We start from the raw sequence: 19,019 nt of genomic DNA on the forward strand, positions 1-19,019 counted from the left end.
GGTTTCAGGTCTCGCGCGGGTCGAGAGCGTCGCGCAGGCCATCGCCGAGCAGGTTGAAGCCGAGCACGACCAGGAAGATCGCGGCCCCCGGCCACCAGGCCATCCAGGGCGCCTGGGTCATGAAGTTCTTGGCGACGTTCAGCATCGATCCCCAACTGGGTGCGGGGGCCTGCTGGCCCAGCCCCAGGAACGACAGGCTGGCCTCGGCGATGATCGCGGTGGCCACCGTGAGTGTCGCCTGGACCAGGATCGGGGCCAGGACATTCGGCAGAATGTAGCGGTCCATGATGGCCACATGCGTCAATCCGACGGCGCGGGCGCCCTCCACGAAGTCCTCGGTCTTCACCGCCAGCACCTGTCCGCGCGTGAGCCGGACGAAGATGGGCACGGCGGACAGGCCGATGGCGATCATCGCGTTGGTCAGGCTCGGCCCCAGAAACGCCGCGAGCGCGATCGCCAGGATGAGGAAGGGCGTTGCCAGCAGCGCGTCAGTGACCCGCGAAATCGCCTGATCGGTCCAGCCGCCAAAATAGCCTGACACGAGGCCGAAAGGCACACCGACAAGAACAGCGATGAACACCGAGACGACCCCCGCCAGCAGGGAGGCCTGCGCACCCCAGATCATCCGTGACAGGATGTCCCGGCCGATCTCGTCGGTGCCCAGCCAGTGGGCCGCGGACGGGGCCTTGCGAACGTCGCTCCAGCTTGTGGCGATCGGGTCGTCGATGGGCAGGATGGGCGCGGCAAGCGCGATGCCGATGAAGAAGGCGACGATGATCAGGCCGAACCGGGCGCTGCGGTTGGCTTTCAGCTTCTTCCAGGCGCGGTTTTCCGGCCTGACGGTCTCTTCCGCAGCTTCGGCGGTGGCGGTCACGGCGCTCACAGGCTGCTCCTCATGCGCGGGTTGAGAAGGAAGTACAGAACGTCGGCGATCAGGTTCATCAGGATGAAGCCTGCGGCGGTGCACAGGACGACGCCCTGCACCACCGCGTAGTCGCGGGTGAAGACGGCATCGACGATCAGCTTGCCGAAGCCGGGAATGGTGAAGATCTGCTCAGTCAGGACAGCCCCGGCAAGCAGCTCGCCGAAGAGGAGCGCGCTGAGGGTGACGATCGGCAGCAGTGCGTTGCGGAAAGCGTGTTTCAGGATGACGGTCTTTTCCAGAAGGCCCTTGGCCCTGGCGGTGCGCACATAATCGGCTTTCAGGACGCCGAGCATGGCGGAGCGGGTGTGGCGCATCAAGGTGGCGGCAAGCGCGGTGCCCAGAACGAAGGCGGGCATGATCATGGTCTGGAACGATTTCACCGGATCCTCGAAGGGCGACACATAGCCGGAGGCCGGCAGCCAGCCAAGGTTTACCGAGACCAGCATGATCAGCATGATGCCGAGCCAGAAATTGGGAATCGACAGGCCGGACAGCGCAATGAAATTGGCAATGTAGTCGACGGCTGTGCCTTTCCTGACGGCGGAGAGGATGCCCGCCGGAATGCCGATCGCGAAGGCGATGATCATCGCCATCACCGCAAGCTGTATGGTGACCGGCAGCTTGTCGCCGATCAGGTCCAGCACCGGCTGGCGGGTTCTGAGGGAAATGCCCAGGTCTCCCTGCAGCAGAGCTTTCACCCAGTAGAAATACTGCATGATGATCGGGTCGTTGAGACGGTATTTCTCGCGAATGAATTCGAGCATCTCGGGATCGCGTTCCTCGCCCGCAAGCACAAGCGCCGGATCGCCGGGCAGCAGTTTCTGCAAGACGAAGACGAAGATCGACACGAGGATGAGCGTCGGTATGGCGATGAGCAGCCGGCGCGCGATATAGGACAGCATTCAGGCACGACCCGAGTTGAAGCGGACCCCGGCGGAAAGCCGGGATCCGAGGTTGGTTCGACTTACTTGAACTTGACGTTCTCGAGGCGGATCATGCCGTCCGGATAGGGGGTGAAGCCTTCCAGCTTGTCGGAAAGCGCCCAGATCCAGGTCACATGATAGAGATAGATGATCGGCAGTTCCTCGATCAGGATATCGCGCGCGGCATCGTATTTGGCCTTGCGTGTTGCAAGGTCGGTGCTCGTGCGGGCTTCATCCAGAAGCTTGTCCACTTCCGGAATGCAGACCTTGGAGTCGTTGATGCCGCCCTTGCAGGTCATGAACTGGTGGACGTTGCCGTCCGGATCGACACGGCCGGACCAGCCGACCTGGCTGCCCTGGTAGTTGCCGGCGGACTGGTCAGCCAGCAGGCTGGCGAATTCCATCGTCTTCAGCTTGACGTTGAAACCGGCCTCGGCGGCCATGGACTGGACGACCTGCATCATCTGGGTCTGGACCGGGTTGTTGGCGACCTGGATTTCCACATCGAGGCTGTCATAGCCTGCTTCCTTCAGCAGCTCCTTGGCCTTGGCCACGTCGCGGGCCGGGACGGGATAGTCCTTGTCGTACCAGGGGCTGGTCGGCGGGAAGGGCTGGTTGCCCGGAGCAAACGCGCCTTCGAAGACCACCTGATTGATCGCGTCCCGATCGAGCGACAGGCTGAAGGCCTGGCGGATCTTCGCATCGTTGCCGAAAGGATTGTCGCCCTTTTCGGTGTTGTTGATGTTCACCGTGATGCCCTGGTAACCCAGGCTGACGGCTTCGGCGTAGGAGAGAGCGTCATCGCCCTTGACGGAGGCGACGTCGGTGGCCGCCAGCCGCTCGAGCATGTCCAGATCGCCGGAGCGCAGGTTGGCAAGGCGCACGGTGGTGTCCGGGATCGGCAGGAAGGTCACCGTGTCGAAGTTGATGGCATCGGCGTTCCAGTAGCCGTCGTATTTGCCCAGCACGATGCGGTCCTGCTGGACGCGCTCCACGAACTTGAACGGGCCGGAACAGACCGGATTGGCGCCGAAGTCCACGCCGGCAGCGGCAGCCGCAGTCGGGGACATCATCATGCCGGAGCGGTCGGCGAACTGGGCCAGCAGGGTCGCGTCCGGTGCCGTCAGGTTGAACTTGACCTGCAGCGGGCCGGAGACATCGACGCTCTCGATGGACTTGACCTCGCTCTTGCGGCGGCTTTCCGGCATTGTTTTCGAACGCTCGATATTGGCCTTCACGGCCTCGGCGTCGAACGGCGTGCCGTCGTGGAAGGTCACGCCGTCGCGCAGGTCCATGGTCAGGACCTTGCCGTCGTCGGACCAACTCCAGCCGGTGGCCAGCTGGGGAACGATTTCAAGGTCCGGCGTGATGTCGACCAGCTTGTCGCACATCGACGCATAGACGATACGGCCGACGAAGGTCCGGGACTGATCCGGATCGAGCACGTCGGCATCGTCCTGAAGGCCGATACGCAGGTCGGCGGCCTGGGCCGCCGTTGCCAGGGTTGTCGCGCTGAGCAGCAGGGCTGCCAGGAATTGCTTACGCATTGTTGTCACACCTCTCGGAAAGTTCGGTTTTCGGTTGTTCCGGCCGTGGTCGGCTCTTGTCGTTGACTTTTTTCGCGAAACAGCGCGAAGCGCTTTTCCGCGTCTGCACTTCTTGGCGGTTCCCGGACGATGTCCGGGGAACTCGCGGAGATTTTCTCCCAGTGATGGCAGGCGACCGTGCGCGCACCGGCCTCCGCCAGCGGAGGCCGGGCGGTGGTGCACACATCGCTCGCATGCGGGCAGCGGGGATGGAAGCGGCAGCCGGACGGGGGCGCGAGCGGCGAGGGCACGTCGCCGGTCAGCGATACGTCCATGGACCGGCCATGGGGCGAGGCGATCGGGATCGCCCGCATCAAGGCCTGCGTATAAGGATGCAGGGGCTTGTCATACAAGGCGTCGTTAGGCGCCAGTTCGACGATCTCGCCCAGATACATCACGGCGATGCGGTCGCTCATGTGCCGGATGACCGCCAGGTCATGGGCGATCAGGATCAGGGTCAGGTCGAATTCGGCCTTCAGGTCTTCCAGAAGGTTGATCACCTGGGCCTGCACGGAGACATCGAGCGCGGACACGGGCTCGTCGCCGACAATCACCTTGGGTCCGCTGGCGAGCGCCCGGGCGATGCCGATGCGCTGGCGCTGGCCGCCGGAAAACTCGTGCGGGTAGCGGTTGGCGAAAGCCGGGCGCAGGCCGACCTTTTTCAGAAGATCCGCCACCTTCCGGCGCCGCTCGGACCTGGAAAGCCGTGTGTGGACCTTGATCGGCTCCTCGATCAGCGCGCCGACGGTCATGCGCGGATTGAGCGAGGAAAACGGGTCCTGGAAGACGAACTGGAGATCCTTGCGCAGGCGCCGCATTTCCAGCTCCGACAGCTCGGAAATGTCGTTGCCCTCGTAGAGCACCGCGCCTTCGGACGCCGGCAGCAGCCGCACCAGCAGGCGCGCCAGGGTGGACTTGCCGCAGCCGCTTTCCCCGACAATGGAGAAGGTCTCGCCGCGCCGAATGTCCAGGGCAACATCGTTGACGGCGCTGACGGAGACGGTGCCGCCGAACAGGCCCTTGCTGCTGGTGAACCGCTTGGTGAGTGCGCGGGTCTCGATGATCCGCTCGGCGGTCGGGGGCCTCAGGACCGTCATGATCCGGTCTCCGCAGATGCAGGCTCTGTGAAGGCGGTTTCCAGCGGCGCATAGTGGCATGCGGCCCGGTGCGAGGGGCCGAGTTCGGTCAAAGGCGGCGACGCGGCTTCGCAGGCCGGTTGCGCGAACGGGCAGCGGGGCGTGAAGCGGCAGCCGTCCGGCATCCGGTCGATGGTCGGCACCATGCCGCCGATGGTCGTCAGCCGGCCCGTGCGCGGCCCGACCGAGGGCACCGAGCTCATCAGGCCGATGGTATAGGGGTGCTGGGGATCGTCGAAGATGGCTTCCACGGGACCGTCCTCGACGATGCGGCCGGCATACATGACGCAGACCCTGTCGGCGACTTCCGCGACCACGCCGAGGTCATGGGTGATCATGACGAGCGCGGTGCCGGTCTCTTTCTGCAGGTCCTCGATCAGATCGATGATCTGGGCCTGGATGGTGACATCCAGCGCAGTGGTCGGCTCATCGGCAATCAGCACCGCCGGGTCGTTGGCAAGGGCCATGGCGATCATGACGCGCTGGCGCATGCCGCCGGAGAGTTCATGCGGGTAGTCGTCCAGACGGCTGGAGGCGGCGGGGATCTTGACCCGGTCCAGCATGTCGAGCGCACGCTGCCTGGCCTCGGCCCGTGTCGCTTGTCTGTGGCGCAGCACGACCTCGGCGATCTGGTCGCCGATCCGGTAGGACGGATTGAGCGAGGTCATCGGTTCCTGGAAGATCATGGAAATCGTATTGCCGCGCAGGTCCGCCATGGCGCGTTCGGGCAGGGTCAGCAGATCGCGATCACCGAACATGGCCGTGCCGGACATGACCTGCGCGAGCGTGCGCGGCAGCAGACCCATCAGCGACAGGGCAGTGACCGACTTGCCGCAACCGCTTTCGCCAACGATGCACAGGGTCTCGCCCGGATGAACCTGGAAAGAAATGCCGTCGATGATGTTGGCGGGGGCGCCCTTGAAGCGCAGCGCGAGATTTTTGACGCCGAGGACTGGCGCCCCCTGCGCTTCAGCGGTCTTCGTCATCGCCCACCTCTGTCGCGCTCTGGAAGAGAAGGCGCTGCTGAAGGGCCAGAAGGTGGCCGCGCATGGCCTTTTCCGCCGAGATCGGGTCGCGGGTCTCGATGGCGCCGATGATGTCGACATGCTGGGACTTGTAGAGCGTCATCGCGTCATCGGTCCTGAGCGCCTCGCGCACATGGCGCCAGGCGGCATCCTGGCGGACCCGGTCGACCACATCGAACAGCGCCAGGAACAGGGTGTTGTTGGCGGCCCGTGCGATGGCCCGGTGCAGCGCGCCGTCCCACAGTTCCCGTCCGTCCATGTCCTCGGCCTCGGCGAGGCGGCCGGCAACGTCGCGCATGGCGGCGATGTCCGCCGGAGTGGCGCGCAAGGCGGCCAGGCGGGCCAGCACCGGCTCGATCTGCAGGCGGACTTCCATCACCTCCAGCATGTTGGAATTCTCGTTGAGAGCGCGGATCTGCTTTTCCGGCTGGGCGGGCTCGGGGCCGATGAATGTCCCGGCTCCCTGCCGTCGCCAGATCTTGCCTTCCGTTTCCAGCACTTCCAGCGCCCGCCGCACCGCCCTGCGGCCGACGCCGATGGTCTCCGACAGCTCGCGCTCGGTCGGCACCTGCTCGGTGCCTTCGGCGGTGAGCTGGTCGACGATGATCCTGAGCCGCTCGAGCGCCAGGCTCGAGTTCCGCTGTGAGGGCTTTTCCGCTTCAATCATGCCGTACCGTATCGTGAACCAATCTTTATTGGTCTCAGTATCAAGGGGGAATTGGTCCGGCGCAAGCCCTGAAAATGCGGCAGCCGACGGCGGGAGGGGCCGGGGCCGGGAGGGGGCTGCGTGCCGGATTGCCGGGCTTCTGCTGGCTTGTGTATTGAATTAAAATATTGAAATTATTGTATTATCATAGAATTTGGCATTACCGGAAACATCCCGGATGGTGGGCGATTCCGGTCACCTGCTCCAAATTTGGGCTATGGAACAAATTTTAATCGGTCACCCTGAAAGCGGTTTTTGTGCGATTGGGGCTGAGGGGGAGTTTCGGGCGGAGCAGTCGTATCGGGCATCCGGTCATGGTGACATTGCGGGCGGATGTCCTGTTTTTCAGGTCCGGTTGCCTGTCGTGACCGGTGCATTTGAAGGCAGGGCCATCGCAGTCGGCCGGACATTTGCCGCACTTGCTGGCGTCACCCCGGCCGACCGGAGGGAGAGCCTGGGCCCACTCATTTCCAGAGAGCGGATGACTTGCAGAAACGCCGCCGACCAACTTCCTACCGGTTCAACAAATTGCCCTGCGAGCAGGCCCCGGCTCTGCGCTTCGCTTGTCCGGGATGACGCCAGCATGTGCTGCACTCGCCCGGGCAAGGGCCGCAGCCCTGTTTTCGAGGGGGAGATGATTTGCCGGTTGGGTCGGTGAAGGCTGTGTCGATGTGGCCGAATTCGGACGGGACAAGCTGACTGGTTGTCCAGGAACGCTGTTGACGATGCAGGTTGTCGGCAGATTGCGCAACCGGTTGGAGACCTCGATCTGGCGGAACGCATCAGTCGCGGTTGCCGCACGATCAGGAAGTCCAGATCGTCCTCCATGCAGACCGGCGACCTGAAGCCGGAGATCGGAAACGTGGTGCTTTTCAGCAGCTGTTGAGGCAGAGAAGCAGTCTTTTGCTGCGTTTTTCACTGACGTGCGTAAAGGGCGGGAAGCGTGAAGTCGCTGCGTCATGCTCCAATGGCAGCAATGTGAGGGAGCTTTGCAAAGCCAAGGCCTCCGGGAGGTATGGCAGTGCAAGGCCCTCCCATACCTTCATCATAAACCGGTTCCCAGACAGGGCGATGTCTCCGGCTCGATCAAATTCGGGTTGTAGAGTGATGACAGTTCTTTCGTGACGCCAGGCAAGTGTCACGCGACTGGCTACGGCATTTCAATCTTCACGTAGAGCCCTGCATTCATCGGCAACCGAGGGTTTTTCGAGAACAACAACTTCGCGTCATGGAGATTTGCGATCGTCTTTACCAGGGAGAGACCCAGCCCCGCGCCTTCGGTGGTTCGGCTGCGTTCGAGGCGATATAGTGGTTGGGTGACGTGCTCGAATTCTTCGGCAGGGATGCCTTGTCCCGCATCGGCTACGCCGATTGAGCGACCAAGGGCCAAAAGCCAGATCTGCGTCCCCCGGGGAGTGTGGCGGATTGCGTTTTCCAGAAGGTTGGCGACCGCCTGAGACAGCAGAACGCGATCCCCGGGCACGATTTCCGGGTTGGAGTTGTCAAGCTCCAGGGTCCGGCCCGAAGCTTCAATCACATAGCGGTAGGTTTCGAAGATCTCGACCGCCAACTGCCCCAGATCCACAGACGAGAAAGAGGCACGCGCCGTTCTGGCTTCGAGCTTGGCAATGCGGAGGAACGCATCAAAGATCGCGTTGATCTGTTCGGTCTGCGCAATGGCCGCCTCGATGGCCGTCGCGCTGTCGCTGTCTTCTTCGCTTGCCATCAAGGCACGATCCAGCCGGATGCGCAGTCGCGACAGGGGCGTTTTGAGATCATGGGCAATATTGCCGGCAAAATCACGGGACTGTCGGATCAGCGTGTCGAGCTGATCCAGGGTCGTGTCCAATTGGCGCGACAGATCGCCAAGGTCGTCACGCCGGGCGGGACCTCCAACGCGTGCGGACAAATTTCCGGCTCCAAAGTCGGTCAGGCCCCTGGAAATGGCATTGATCCGGCGTTGCGTCCGCGCGCCCAGATAGAGGCCCAGGCATAGAGCTGAAAGTGCAGCGCCAAGCCCCACAAGTCCCATGGTTTTCAGCATGATCTGCAGGAAGTCATCCTGACGGTGCAGTTCGGTGGCAACGATCAGCTGGCCACCCTTTGCCGGACCGGCCAGATAGATCCAACCCTCAAGGCCTTCGGGATCAGGACCTTCTGCCGACGAGGCCCTGTTGCTCGTCCAGAACCACAAATTGAGATCCAGAGAATTGTGAATTCCGGGCCGGATATCACTGGGACCGGGGCGAAATTCAATACGTTCGTTCTTGGCATCAGGATAGCGGGCCAGATCAAAGCCGAGGCGGTCAATGTCGGCGCGCACCTCTGCAAACCGACTTTGAAGATCATCTTCGATCCGCCTTTGCGTCTCGCGCTCGAAGGCGGAAATCGCAATCCCGCCCGCGACCAAGACGATCAGTACAAAGGCCAAAGTCATGATGACGGCCTGGCGCAGTGCCGACATGCGCAAGACGGAGATCAGGTCAAATTTTCGGTTCGAAAACATAACCCGCTCCGCGCCTTGTCCTGATCACCGCATCGCCAAAGGGCTTCTCGATCTTGGCGCGCAGGCGACTGACATGGGTTTCCACAACACTGCTGGTGGGGTCGAAGTTCATGTCCCACACCTTTTCCAGCAGCATAGCGCGTGTCAGCACCCGTCCGTTCGAACGCATAAAGGTATCCAGCAGGCGAAATTCCTTTGGATTCAGATCGATCAGCTTGCCTTGCCTGAGGCAGCGCTGCTTGAGAAGATCAAGCTGGATATCACCCGCGACGAGGGTGGTACCTTCAGTGTTGTCCAACTCGGCATGACGTTGCCCCAATGCGGCAACACGGGCATCAAGCTCCGAAAAGGCAAAGGGTTTCGGCAGATAGTCGTCGGCGCCTGCATGCAGTCCTTCGACCCTGTCATCCACATCGCCCAGGGCCGTCAACAAAAGAACCGGCACGCTGTTTTGTGCCGCGCGGATGGCACGTAGCACGGACAGTCCGTCGAGCCCCGGGGTCATGCGATCAAGGATCAACAGGTCATAGGCGGTACTCATCGCCGCGACCAGCGCCTCGCGCCCGTCTTGCAACCAGTCGATTACATGGCCGCAACGGTTCAGCCCGTCGCGCACCCACTCGCCGATCTCAAGATCATCTTCCAGCAGCAGGATTTTCAATTGCAGCCTCAACTCTCAGAGGCGACGGGTCCGACACCGGACACATTCAGCCGTTTCGCGCCTCATTCTTAGTCGTGAATGTCCACGAGGACAAAGCGCAATTACCTTACAGCTTTGTAAGTTTCGCTTCCTGCCACCGCAAAGCCGCGTGTCTATACTGGATGGCAGAAGCGGCCTCGCGCCCCGAAAATCAAGGAAACTGATCATGCGCCTCAAACTCGCAATGCTGACTTCTTGCGTGGCCCTCGCCAGCGCGGCCCAAGCTGAAACCTTCTCTGCCGACGTCTGGGTGGACAACTGGTTTTCCATGAGCGTCGATGGGCAACAGGTTGCGGAAGACAGCGTGCCAATCACAACCGAACGGTCCTTCAACGCGGAGAGCTTTATCTTCGAGGCCGAGCGGCCCTTCGTGGTCGGCCTGAAGATGAAGGACTTCAAGCAAAACGATACAGGCCTTGAATATATCGGCACCCCTCGTCAGCAGATGGGCGATGGCGGGGCGATCGTGCAGATTCACGATGCTGATGGCGCGCTCGTCGCGGTGTCGGATTCTGGCTGGCAATGCCTCGTCGTTCACAAGGCCCCCCTGGACACCGCCTGCGCCGACGAAACCGATCCGGTGGCGGGCGAAGGCGTCTGCGGCTTTGAGATCACCGAAGAGCCGGAGGGCTGGGACACAGCTGACTTCGACGCGTCGGACTGGACCACGGCCACAGAGCACAGCGCCCGTGAAGTCGGACCGAAAGACGGATACGACGAAGTCGACTGGGTCCCGTCCGCCAAGCTGATCTGGGGGGGCGACCTGAAGACGGACAACACCGTCCTGTGCCGCCTGACGGCCGAATAACCCGCCTGTACCGCTGAACGCTCCATTCCTTCAGCGGATCTTGTGCCGCCGAAGTCCTTTCCGAAAGAACCTCCGATGACACAATTTTCTGCCGCCAAAGGCGTTGGCATGCTCTCCATCCTGTTTGGCTCAGCCGCAAGTTTCGCCGCGCCGGCGCAGGCTCATGAAGATCACAGTCACCGCGTGCAGGACCAGTGCGATGCGGTCAAGGCCTCGGTCGAAGAAGCCGGCTTTTCCGACAGCGTTACCGTCACCTGTGAAGACGGCAAGGCGATCATCTCTTCCGACACCTATCCCGACCACGATCTGATGACCGGCATCGTCGGCACGAACGAACAGGTGCCGGTGCCCGCCAAACAGTATGATGCTCCAATCCCGTTGGAGCCCGTGCCGGGAGACACGCCGCAAACCCGTGACGCTGCACTTGGCGTGGCGGTCAATGGCGTGCCGATTTTCGACTATACTGGCGGCGGCGAGATGGCACAGGAAGATCTCTACCATTACCAAACCCGGCACGACACCTATCAGACCCAGCAACTCGACATCTGCGGCGGTCATGCGGGGCGCGGAGACGACTATCATTACCACATGAAACCCGTCTGCATGATTGCCCGGATGGAGAACGCCGGCGACGACGCGATCATCGGCTGGGCCTTCGACGGCTTCCCGATTTACGGCGACAACAATCCCGACGGCACGCCGATTGTCGAAGGCATGCTGGACGTCTGCAATGGTCAGCCGGACCAGACGTATGGCTATCGCTATCACACATCTGAAGAGGCCCCCTATATCGTGCAGTGCCTGATGGGAGAGGTCGAAGACCTGCGAGAACTGCCCCGAACCGCACCGCTGACCAACGCCGCCACGGGTCGTGGGTCCGCCCCCGGGCGGCCTCCTCGGGGCGGCGTCGAGAACCTGATCTTCACCCAGGAAGAAGACGGCAGCCGCAGTATGGATTACAGCTATGAGGGGGAAGACTATTACATCCATTACCGCCCATCAGACACCGAGAACTGCTACAATTTCGAGACCAGAACCGTCACCAATGGCGGCGACATCCAAACCGGCGAGTTCTGCCGATGAGGTCGCCGCTCCGGGTCGTGGCAATCACGTCGCTTCTTGCGGTGCTTAGCGGCATCGCGGGGGGCGCCGCCGCAGAGGCCCTCTTCAATCTGACAAGCCCAGCCCTGGAGGATGGGAACCGTCTTCCTGCCGACCTGAAATGCGTGCGGGATGGAGGCGACGGTGTCTCTCCGCCGCTTGCCTGGGCAGGTGCTCCCGAGGGCACCAAAGGCTTTGCCCTGATCATGCATCATTATCCACGCGGCACAATCGAAGGCCGCGATGCCCCCGGTCAATACTGGTTGCTCTGGAACATCCCCGCCGACACGCGCGCGATCCCCAGGGGAAATCCCGGCTCGCTTGGAGATGAAGGGTCCGACAAGGATGGAAACTTCACGGGTTACACGCCACCGTGTTCTCCAGGGGCAGCCTTGCATGAATACACCATCACGCTTTTTGCGTTGACGGCAGCTCCGGAAACCTTGCCTCATCGCGACAGCAGCGCAGTTGATTGGGCAAGAATGACCGCCGCCCTGAAAGGCAGGGTGATCGCTCAAAGCAGCCTGACGTTTCGGAATTAGACGCCTGTGCAATAGGTGTGACAAGGACTGATTGAACGAGAGCCCGCTGCGGTGCGGGCCGGACCTTGCTGCTGCGTAAGGCGGCTTTTCTGATTGTGAGTCCTCGACACAATGACGGCTTTGGACAGCGGGCCTTCGTAGGGCATGGCCCGAATGTCCGGAGGCCGGAAAGGGTCATCGGCCTGTTCAAAGTGAATGTCCGCTTCGATGAACACAGGACCCGCAATCCTCCAGTCCGCTTTCGGCCCGTTCGGATCATTCCTGGACGCGGAAACAAGCGCCTTGTCTCAGCCTGAGTTTCGAGGTCAATTCACCTCAGCATATGTTTCGCACGAACGCGCAGCAAACGTTCGGCGCCCGATGCTCTGCCTTTGCACGCTTCCCCCCACGGCCGGGCACCTACCCGGCCGCAGACCCCTTCACTTCCCTCAGCTCCCGAAAATATCCGCCGTGATGCCGTTGTACCAGCCGACGGATTCCTCGTAGGTGGCCTGGCGGAGGGCCGCGTCTTCGCCGGTCTGGCTGATGAAGGACGAGGTCGAGGCGATCTTGTCGTCGCCCGGGGCGTATTGGGCGCCGACCTTGACGCCGTCGTTGGTCTCGATCAGGCTCCAGCAGGTGTTGGAGTATTTGGCCGGGAACACTTTCGAGCCCGTCAGGTCGCCGCGCACCGCCATCGCCGCGACCTTGGCCTGGCTGTTGGCCGAAAAGCCGGACTTGGGCATGTCGCCGGCGATCGAGGCGTCGCCGATGACGAAGATGTTGTCATCCGCGCTTGAGCGCATCGAGGCCGGATCGATCGGGCAGAAGCCGCTGTCGTTGGTCAGGCCGGTGCTGGCGGCAATCATGCCGGCCTTCTGCGCCGGGATGACGTTGACCAGATCGCCGGTGAACGTGTCGAAGTCGGTCTCGACCGCGCCGGTGTCCGCATTGACGCTGGTGATGCCGCCATGCACGTCCGGGCCGTACCATTCGATCATGCCGGGATAGTGCTTGTCCCAGCCTTCGGTGAACAGCGCCTGCTTGGAGAATTTCGGCTTCGGATCGATGATGATGATCTTGGTGTCGTTGAAGCCTTTCTCCTTGAGGATATGGGCCATCATGGAGACACGCTCATAGGGGCCGGGGGGGCAGCGATAGGGGTTCGGCGGGGCGACCATGATGATCTGCTGGCCGTTCTCGACGGCGTCGAGCTTTGCCTTCAGGAGCTGTGTCTGCGGCCCGGCCTTCCAGGCATGGGGCATGACTTCGGCTGCTGCCTCCGAATAGCCTTCGACGCTGTCGTAGATCAGGTCGATGCCCGGTGCCACGATCAGCCGGTCGAAGGGCACCTTCGAGCCGTCGGCCATCACGACTTCCTTGGCGTCCCGGTCGACGGCCGCGGCCATGCCGTTGACGACGGTGATGCCGTAGTTGCCGGCAAGCCGGTCATAGCCGTGGGTGATGGAATCGAAGTCGCGGTAGCCGCCGAGATACAGGTTGGAGAAGAAACAGGTCGTGTATTGCGGGTTGGCCTCGATCAGGGTGACGTCGAGATCCTCGCCTGCGTCCTTGGCCATGTAGCGGGCGGCTGTCGCGCCGCCGGCGCCGCCGCCGATGACGACCGCGCGCGGCTTGCCCTGGGCGCGGGCGTAATAGGGCATCGCCAGGGTCGAGGCTCCGGCCCCGACCATCAGACCGAAGGTGCGGCGTGAGATAATTGGCATTGTCTTCCTCCCAGATGTGCAGCGCGGCGGGAGGCTCCCCGGAGTGTTGTTATTGTGGATCAAGAGAGCCGAAATAGGCCGCAAGCGCTGCGATTTCCTCGTTGCCGAGATTGGTGGTCATGTTCTGCATGACCTGATGGCTGCGTATGTTTGACTTGTATTCGAACAGGGCCCGGATGAACGGCTCCCTGGGCCAGCCGACGATCGACGGAATGCCGTCGGCCCGGCCGGAAACCTGGTGGCAGGTGACGCATTCGCTGGCCAGATATTCGCCGAACTCCGGATCGCCGTCCAGATGCATTGCTGCCGCGCCGAGTTCGGGCCGGGAGGCCTCTGCCTCGCTCTGGTCCGCCGCCGGAGCTTCCCGGGACAGGGCCTTCAGATAGGCAATCACGTCGGAGCGGTCGTCCTCGCTGGCCATGCCGCGATAGGACATGCGCGTTCCGGGCACATAGGCACGCGGCTTTTCCAGATATTGATCAAGGGTGAAATCGTTCCAGACGAGCCCGTCCTTGCCGAGCTTCTTCATGGCGCCGGAATACTTGAAGCCGTCCAGCACCCCCGCCTGGCGGCCGAACAATCCGTCCAGATGCGGGCCGACCCCGCTGCGGGCTTCCGCGCCGACCTGGTGGCAGGATTTGCAGGCCCTGAAAACCTGCTCGCCTTTGACCGGGTTGCCTTCTTCGGCGGTGGCCTGGACCGGCAAAAGGACGGGGATGGCCAGTGCCAGCAGGGACAAGGCGCGTGTGAGAGCCGTTCTTGCGATCGCGAGGCCCCGAGAGAGGAGAGTGCCTTTCCGCCTGCGCCCCTCTCCGCCCTTCAGGGGGGAGAGGGGCGCAAGGCGGGAGGTCCGGGGTTGAACGGCGGTTGCAGTCAGATCGGACGGCACCGGGCCGTGCCATGGCAAGGCGGCGATGGTCCTGCTCCCGGCAAGGAGCGCTTTCAGGGGTTCGGTTCGTTTCGCTCCGTCCATTGAGGGCCCTCCCAAACCCGTCAGGTCACGTCAGATCAGTCGACGCCTCCAAGCCCCGAGGCGTCATTGTCGTCGACGGAACCGGGGGTCACGTCGAGGATCCTTGCGCGCATGGTGATGCTGACGGGTTCCGCCTTGCAGTCGCTCATGCAGGGATCGCCCTTGCGCGCATATTGCTCTTCTTCCGAACGGTCGTCGGCAATGAAATTGTCTTCGTTCGGCAGGCGGATTTCAACGAAGTTCTCGTTGGAGAGCTCGAAATCCTCGTCTTCGACGATGTCGTTGAGATAGAGAAGATAGGCGGTGATGGCGTAGACGTTATCATCGGAGAGCGAGCGCGCATTGCCGTAGGGCATGGCCCTTCGAACATAGTCGTAGACGGTCGACAGATACGGCCAGTAGGAGCCGATGGTCTTTTCCGGACGTTCGTCGGTCAAGGTGTCGTGACCGCCCGCCAGCACCGGCCAGCGGCCGACGCCTTCGCCGAAGTCGCCGTGACAGACCGCGCAATTGTCCGTATAGAGCGGTTCGCCGTCCGCGACCGTACCCGAGCCGATGGGCAGCCCCTGGCCGTCGGGACGAATGTCGATGTCCCAGGCAGAGACCTCGTCATCGGTTGCCTTGCGGCCGAGGCCGAACACGCCGCCGTCACGGGTTGCCGAGACCGGAGCTGCTGCCGGAGCTGCCGCCGGAGCGGCCGTGACCGCCGTGGCCTCGCTGTCTTCATCGGTTTCCGGCTCGGCAGCGCTTTCTTCCTGCGCGGCCGGTGCTGCGCTGGAGAAGGTCGCCAGATAGGCGATGATGTTGTCCAGATCGGCTTCCTTGCGCAGACCGGCAAAGGCCATCTTGGTGCCCTTGATCATGGCCTTCGGCTTTTCAAGGTAGGTGGTCATGGTGGCCTCGTCCCAGACCAGGCCTTCCTCGCCGGCCTTGATCATGGCCTTGGAATACTTGTAGCCCTCGAGTGCGCCGGCCGTCCGGCCGAACACGTCGTTGAGCTGGGGGCCGACCTTGTTCTTGGCGTTGTCGCCGACCGCATGGCAGGCGGCGCATTTCTTGAAGACCTTCTTGCCCTTGGCGGCATCGCCCGCGACAGCAAGTCCGGGCAGGGCGGCAAGAGCAGTTGCGAGACAGATTGATTTAAGAAACTTCGACATTTTCCACCGTCCCGTCTGCTTTGACATGCCAGGTCTGGATGCCGTTGTTGTGGTAGATCGAATTCTCGCCGCGGGCGGCGCGCAATTCGGTCTTGGTCGGCTGATAGAAGCCGCTCTCGTCCATGGCCCGGGACTGGATCAGAAGATCGGAGCCGTCCCAGTCGATGTCGAGATAGAAGCGATGCATCGCCTTCGGCAGGCTGGGGCCGTCGATGCGGGCGGTCTTCCAGTTGCGGCCGCCGTCGATGGAGACATCCACCCGGGTGATGCGGCCGTTGCCGGACCAGGCGACGCCGGAGATGACCAGCGGGCCCTTGCCATGGGGGACAGGGGCTTGCGGGCTCGGGTTGGTGACCACCGACTTGGCATCCATCACCCATGTGAAGCGGCGGGCCTTGCCGGTATCCAGAAGGTCGGTGTATTTGGAGGTTTCCTCGCGCTGGTGCCACGGCTCGTCGCCGACTTCGAGGCGGCGCAGCCACTTGACCCACATGTTGCCTTCCCAGCCGGGAACGACCAGGCGCAGCGGGTAGCCCTGTTCCGGGCGCAAGGCCTCGCCGTTCATCTTGAAGGCGACAAGGCAATCGTCGAGCGCCTTGTCCATCGGGATCGACCGGGTCATGGCGGAGGCATCGGCGCCTTCGGGCATCACCCATTTTGCGTTGGTCCTGATGCCGGCCTCTTCCAGGATCAGTTTCAGAGGCACGCCGGTATACATCACGCAATGGACCATGCCGTGGGTGAACTGGCAGCCGTTGAGCTGGGAGCCGCGCCATTCCATGCCCGAGTTGGCGGCGCATTCCAGGAAATAGATCCTGTTCTCGCGCGGGAACCGTTTCAGGTCCTCCATGGTGAACACCAGCGGCGTGTCGACAAGGCCGTTGATCATCAGCCGGTGGTCCGCCGGGTCGATTTCCGCTACGCCGCCATGGTGACGCTCGAAGCACACGCCGTTGGGCGTGATGATGCCGTCGAGTTCATGAAGCGGCGTGAAGTTGATCGAGCTTTCCGTGGACGCCGTCAGCCATTCGACGTCGCGGCGCACCACATGGGCCTCGAATTCCGACGGCACGCCATAGGGCCGCGCCTGGACGCCTTCGCCGAGATACCGGTTCCAGTCCTGGATCTCGGTAATCAGGGGATCTCCCGCCGCGCGGGCGGCAACAGCGGAGCCGGCGACCGCGCCGGCACCGGCGCCGGCCGCAAGACCTGCTTTCAGCAGGGAACGGCGGGAAAGACTTGAGGGTGGGGAAACCTTGGTATCACTCATGATCGTGTCCTTGGGGGTGTCCTCAGGATTTGCTTGGAAATGCGGTCAGCCGGCCAGTTTGACGGACTGGTTGTCCGGCAGGCTGACGACGGGATTCTTGAGAATGTGGGCTTCGACGACCTCGTCGATGGGCGGGCCCACGGTGTCCTCGTTCACGGAGGCCCAGCCGGCAACGACATAGTCTTTCGCCGGATCGATGGCTTCGCCCGTGGCAAGCAGGGTCATGGCGGAAATGCGTTCGCCGATCGCCTTGTTCGGGTCGATCGTGTAGCCCATGCCGCCGACGCGGACCATGTCGCCGCCCTGCTGGTAATAGGGATCCTTGTTGAACAGGTTGTCGCCGACATCCTCCAGGATGTCCTTCAGCGTCTGGCCGGTCATGGTCGAGCGATAGGCCGCCGGATAGGTCATGGCGCAGGCGTTGTGGACGTCCTCGAAGGTGATGTCCTGGCCCGGTATCAATGTGGTGCCCCAGCGGAAACCCGGGGACAGCGCGATCTGGGCGTCGCGCTCGGACAGGAGCGCCTGGCAGATCAGGTCATCGAAGGTGCCGTTGAAATTGCCGCGCCGGTAGAGCAGGCTTTCGGTCTTGCCGAGCACGCGGGAAAGCTGGTCCTCGAAGGGCGCCCGGACCTCGTCGATCAGCGCGGACATGCCGGCGTCCGGGGTGATGATGTCGGAAAAGACCGGGATGAGACGGTAGGCATAGCCGGCCAGCTTGCCGTCCTTGATGTCCAGGTCCAGCCGGGAGACGAATTTGCCGTTGGAGCCGGAGGCGATCACCAGCGTGTCGTTGACGATCACCGGTTCGGGCAGGGCGTCGTGGGTGTGGCCCGTGAGGATCACGTCGATGCCGTCGACCCGCGAGGCCAGCTTGCGGTCGACGTCGAAGCCGTTGTGGGACAGCAGTACCACCAGTTCCGCACCTTCGTCGCGGGCCTCGGCGACGTGTTTGGCGATGTCTTCCTCGCGGATGCCGAAGGACCAGCCGGGGATCATCCAGCGCGGGTTGGCGATCGGGGTATAGGGGAACGCCTGACCGATCACGGCGACCTTGGCGCCGCCGCGTTCGAACATCTTCCAGGCCTCGAAGGCCGGTTCGTCCCATTCGTTGTCGTAGATGTTGGACCCCAGGAAGGAAAACGGCAGGCTTTCGATGAGTTCTTCAACCCGGTCGGTGCCGTAGGTGAATTCCCAGTGGCCGGTCATGGCGTCCGGCTCCAGGGCGTTCATCACAGTGACCATGTCCTGGCCGAGCGTCTCGTTGGACGTGTAGCTGCCCTGCCAGGTGTCGCCGCCGTCCAGAAGCAGGACATTGTCGGCACCGCGCTCGGTGCGGATCCGCTTGATCACGGTGGCGACCCGGTCCATGCCGCCCATCTTGCCGTAGGTCCGGGCGAGCGCGACGTAGTCCTCGGAGGTCAGCGCATAGGCATCCGGCGAGCCCGGCTCGATATTGTAGAGCTTGAGGAAATCGGCCCCGGTCACATGGGGCGGCTTGCCGGCGACGTTGCCGATGCCGAGATTGATGGACGGCTCACGGAAATGGATCGGCTTGAGCTGCGCGTGAATGTCGGTGATATGGACAAGCGTGAGCCGGCCGGCCGGCTCCATGGTCAGCAACTGGTCCTCGGTGAGCGCCTGCTGCGCCATCAGCCGCGACCAGGATCCCGCCATGCCGGAGCCGAGCAGCGCGCTCGTCGCCGTCGCCGCCATCAGGAACTCACGTCTCGAGAACATACCCATTCACTCCATTTGCTGGCCGGATCTATCGGCTTGCAGGCCGGTCAGGCCTGCTGAAATTGCGCATTGTTTTCCCGTTGGCGCACGATCTCTCATGCGCCTCCAAGATCCCGAAGGCGGGATGATGACTGGTCTTTCCGCCCGATGCCCGTGATCTGAAATTCCTGATCCGGACCCCTGAACTGGCGGCAAGGGAGCCGGCGCGGCAGTTG

At 62.7% G+C, this 19,019-nt stretch carries 16 protein-coding genes; 3 read left to right on the plus strand and 13 right to left on the minus strand.

The window, feature by feature from the left end:
- Positions 1-4 precede the first annotated feature (4 nt).
- From AC0VX3_RS07915 to AC0VX3_RS07950, 8 genes are all read right to left on the minus strand, one after another.
- On the minus strand, positions 5-883 hold the full coding sequence (locus AC0VX3_RS07915) for an ABC transporter permease (protein WP_475524243.1): 879 nt from the start codon (positions 881-883) through the stop codon (positions 5-7).
- Positions 880-1,827 (minus strand): ABC transporter permease, encoded by a 948-nt coding sequence (locus AC0VX3_RS07920; protein WP_475524244.1) that lies wholly within the window; start codon positions 1,825-1,827, stop codon positions 880-882. Before AC0VX3_RS07920 ends, AC0VX3_RS07915 begins: the two co-directional genes overlap by 4 nt.
- 62 nt (positions 1,828-1,889) lie before the next feature.
- Positions 1,890-3,395 (minus strand): ABC transporter substrate-binding protein, encoded by a 1,506-nt coding sequence (locus AC0VX3_RS07925; RefSeq protein ID WP_475524245.1) that lies wholly within the window; start codon positions 3,393-3,395, stop codon positions 1,890-1,892.
- Between the two features lie 5 nt (positions 3,396-3,400).
- On the minus strand, positions 3,401-4,531 hold the full coding sequence (locus AC0VX3_RS07930) for an ABC transporter ATP-binding protein (protein ID WP_475524246.1): 1,131 nt from the start codon (positions 4,529-4,531) through the stop codon (positions 3,401-3,403).
- A complete protein-coding gene (locus AC0VX3_RS07935) occupies positions 4,528-5,556 on the minus strand; it encodes an ABC transporter ATP-binding protein (protein ID WP_475524247.1) in 1,029 nt (342 codons plus the stop codon). The genes AC0VX3_RS07930 and AC0VX3_RS07935 overlap by 4 nt, the downstream gene beginning before the upstream one ends.
- Positions 5,540-6,262, minus strand: a complete 723-nt coding sequence (locus tag AC0VX3_RS07940; RefSeq protein ID WP_475524248.1) for a FadR/GntR family transcriptional regulator — start codon at positions 6,260-6,262, stop codon at positions 5,540-5,542. Before AC0VX3_RS07940 ends, AC0VX3_RS07935 begins: the two co-directional genes overlap by 17 nt.
- Before the next feature lie 1,189 nt (positions 6,263-7,451).
- Entirely contained in the window at positions 7,452-8,807 is a 1,356-nt protein-coding gene (locus tag AC0VX3_RS07945; protein ID WP_475524249.1) for a sensor histidine kinase, read from the minus strand.
- On the minus strand, positions 8,785-9,468 hold the full coding sequence (locus AC0VX3_RS07950; protein ID WP_475524250.1) for a response regulator transcription factor: 684 nt from the start codon (positions 9,466-9,468) through the stop codon (positions 8,785-8,787). Before AC0VX3_RS07950 ends, AC0VX3_RS07945 begins: the two co-directional genes overlap by 23 nt.
- A gap of 205 nt (positions 9,469-9,673) precedes the next feature.
- Here AC0VX3_RS07950 and AC0VX3_RS07955 point away from each other — a divergent pair, with 205 nt between their 5' ends.
- The 3 genes from AC0VX3_RS07955 (at position 9,674) to AC0VX3_RS07965 (ending at position 11,958) form a co-directional block, all read left to right on the plus strand.
- Entirely contained in the window at positions 9,674-10,315 is a 642-nt protein-coding gene (locus AC0VX3_RS07955) for a PEBP family protein (RefSeq protein WP_475524251.1), read from the plus strand.
- A gap of 75 nt (positions 10,316-10,390) precedes the next feature.
- Complete coding sequence (locus tag AC0VX3_RS07960) at positions 10,391-11,398, plus strand: YHYH protein (RefSeq protein ID WP_475524252.1); 1,008 nt, start codon at positions 10,391-10,393, stop codon at positions 11,396-11,398.
- Positions 11,395-11,958: a YbhB/YbcL family Raf kinase inhibitor-like protein gene (locus AC0VX3_RS07965; protein ID WP_475524253.1), complete on the plus strand. Its 564-nt coding sequence runs from the start codon at positions 11,395-11,397 to the stop codon at positions 11,956-11,958. Before AC0VX3_RS07960 ends, AC0VX3_RS07965 begins: the two co-directional genes overlap by 4 nt.
- A gap of 428 nt (positions 11,959-12,386) precedes the next feature.
- On the opposite strand, the gene AC0VX3_RS07970 is transcribed toward AC0VX3_RS07965, so the two are convergent.
- From AC0VX3_RS07970 to soxB, 5 genes are read right to left on the minus strand one after another with little or no spacing between them, the layout of a single operon-like run.
- Positions 12,387-13,664: an FCSD flavin-binding domain-containing protein gene (locus tag AC0VX3_RS07970; protein ID WP_475524254.1), complete on the minus strand. Its 1,278-nt coding sequence runs from the start codon at positions 13,662-13,664 to the stop codon at positions 12,387-12,389.
- A 49-nt stretch (positions 13,665-13,713) separates the two neighbouring features.
- A complete protein-coding gene (locus AC0VX3_RS07975) occupies positions 13,714-14,637 on the minus strand; it encodes a c-type cytochrome (RefSeq protein ID WP_475524255.1) in 924 nt (307 codons plus the stop codon).
- 35 nt (positions 14,638-14,672) lie between these two features.
- On the minus strand, positions 14,673-15,794 hold the full coding sequence (locus tag AC0VX3_RS07980) for a c-type cytochrome (RefSeq protein ID WP_475524256.1): 1,122 nt from the start codon (positions 15,792-15,794) through the stop codon (positions 14,673-14,675).
- A complete protein-coding gene (soxC, locus tag AC0VX3_RS07985; protein ID WP_475524257.1) occupies positions 15,778-17,064 on the minus strand; it encodes a sulfite dehydrogenase in 1,287 nt (428 codons plus the stop codon). The genes AC0VX3_RS07980 and soxC overlap by 17 nt, the downstream gene beginning before the upstream one ends.
- A gap of 45 nt (positions 17,065-17,109) precedes the next feature.
- Positions 17,110-18,804: a thiosulfohydrolase SoxB gene (gene soxB / locus AC0VX3_RS07990; protein WP_475524258.1), complete on the minus strand. Its 1,695-nt coding sequence runs from the start codon at positions 18,802-18,804 to the stop codon at positions 17,110-17,112.
- Between the last annotated feature and the right edge of the window lie 215 nt (positions 18,805-19,019).

It is taken from the genome of Roseibium sp. QJM3NY_11, assembly GCF_056173175.1.

Coding starts and splice junctions, on each gene's coding strand:
- AC0VX3_RS07925 (WP_475524245.1), bottom strand. CDS start 3,395: ATGCGTAAGCAATTCCTGGCAGCCCTGCTGCTCAGCGCGACAACCCTG.
- AC0VX3_RS07970 (WP_475524254.1), bottom strand. CDS start 13,664: ATGCCAATTATCTCACGCCGCACCTTCGGTCTGATGGTCGGGGCCGGA.
- AC0VX3_RS07945 (WP_475524249.1), bottom strand. CDS start 8,807: ATGTTTTCGAACCGAAAATTTGACCTGATCTCCGTCTTGCGCATGTCG.
- AC0VX3_RS07955 (WP_475524251.1), top strand. CDS start 9,674: ATGCGCCTCAAACTCGCAATGCTGACTTCTTGCGTGGCCCTCGCCAGC.
- soxB (WP_475524258.1), bottom strand. CDS start 18,804: ATGTTCTCGAGACGTGAGTTCCTGATGGCGGCGACGGCGACGAGCGCG.
- AC0VX3_RS07980 (WP_475524256.1), bottom strand. CDS start 15,794: ATGTCGAAGTTTCTTAAATCAATCTGTCTCGCAACTGCTCTTGCCGCC.
- AC0VX3_RS07930 (WP_475524246.1), bottom strand. CDS start 4,531: ATGACGGTCCTGAGGCCCCCGACCGCCGAGCGGATCATCGAGACCCGC.
- AC0VX3_RS07935 (WP_475524247.1), bottom strand. CDS start 5,556: ATGACGAAGACCGCTGAAGCGCAGGGGGCGCCAGTCCTCGGCGTCAAA.
- AC0VX3_RS07940 (WP_475524248.1), bottom strand. CDS start 6,262: ATGATTGAAGCGGAAAAGCCCTCACAGCGGAACTCGAGCCTGGCGCTC.
- soxC (WP_475524257.1), bottom strand. CDS start 17,064: ATGAGTGATACCAAGGTTTCCCCACCCTCAAGTCTTTCCCGCCGTTCC.
- AC0VX3_RS07960 (WP_475524252.1), top strand. CDS start 10,391: ATGACACAATTTTCTGCCGCCAAAGGCGTTGGCATGCTCTCCATCCTG.
- AC0VX3_RS07975 (WP_475524255.1), bottom strand. CDS start 14,637: ATGGACGGAGCGAAACGAACCGAACCCCTGAAAGCGCTCCTTGCCGGG.
- AC0VX3_RS07920 (WP_475524244.1), bottom strand. CDS start 1,827: ATGCTGTCCTATATCGCGCGCCGGCTGCTCATCGCCATACCGACGCTC.
- AC0VX3_RS07965 (WP_475524253.1), top strand. CDS start 11,395: ATGAGGTCGCCGCTCCGGGTCGTGGCAATCACGTCGCTTCTTGCGGTG.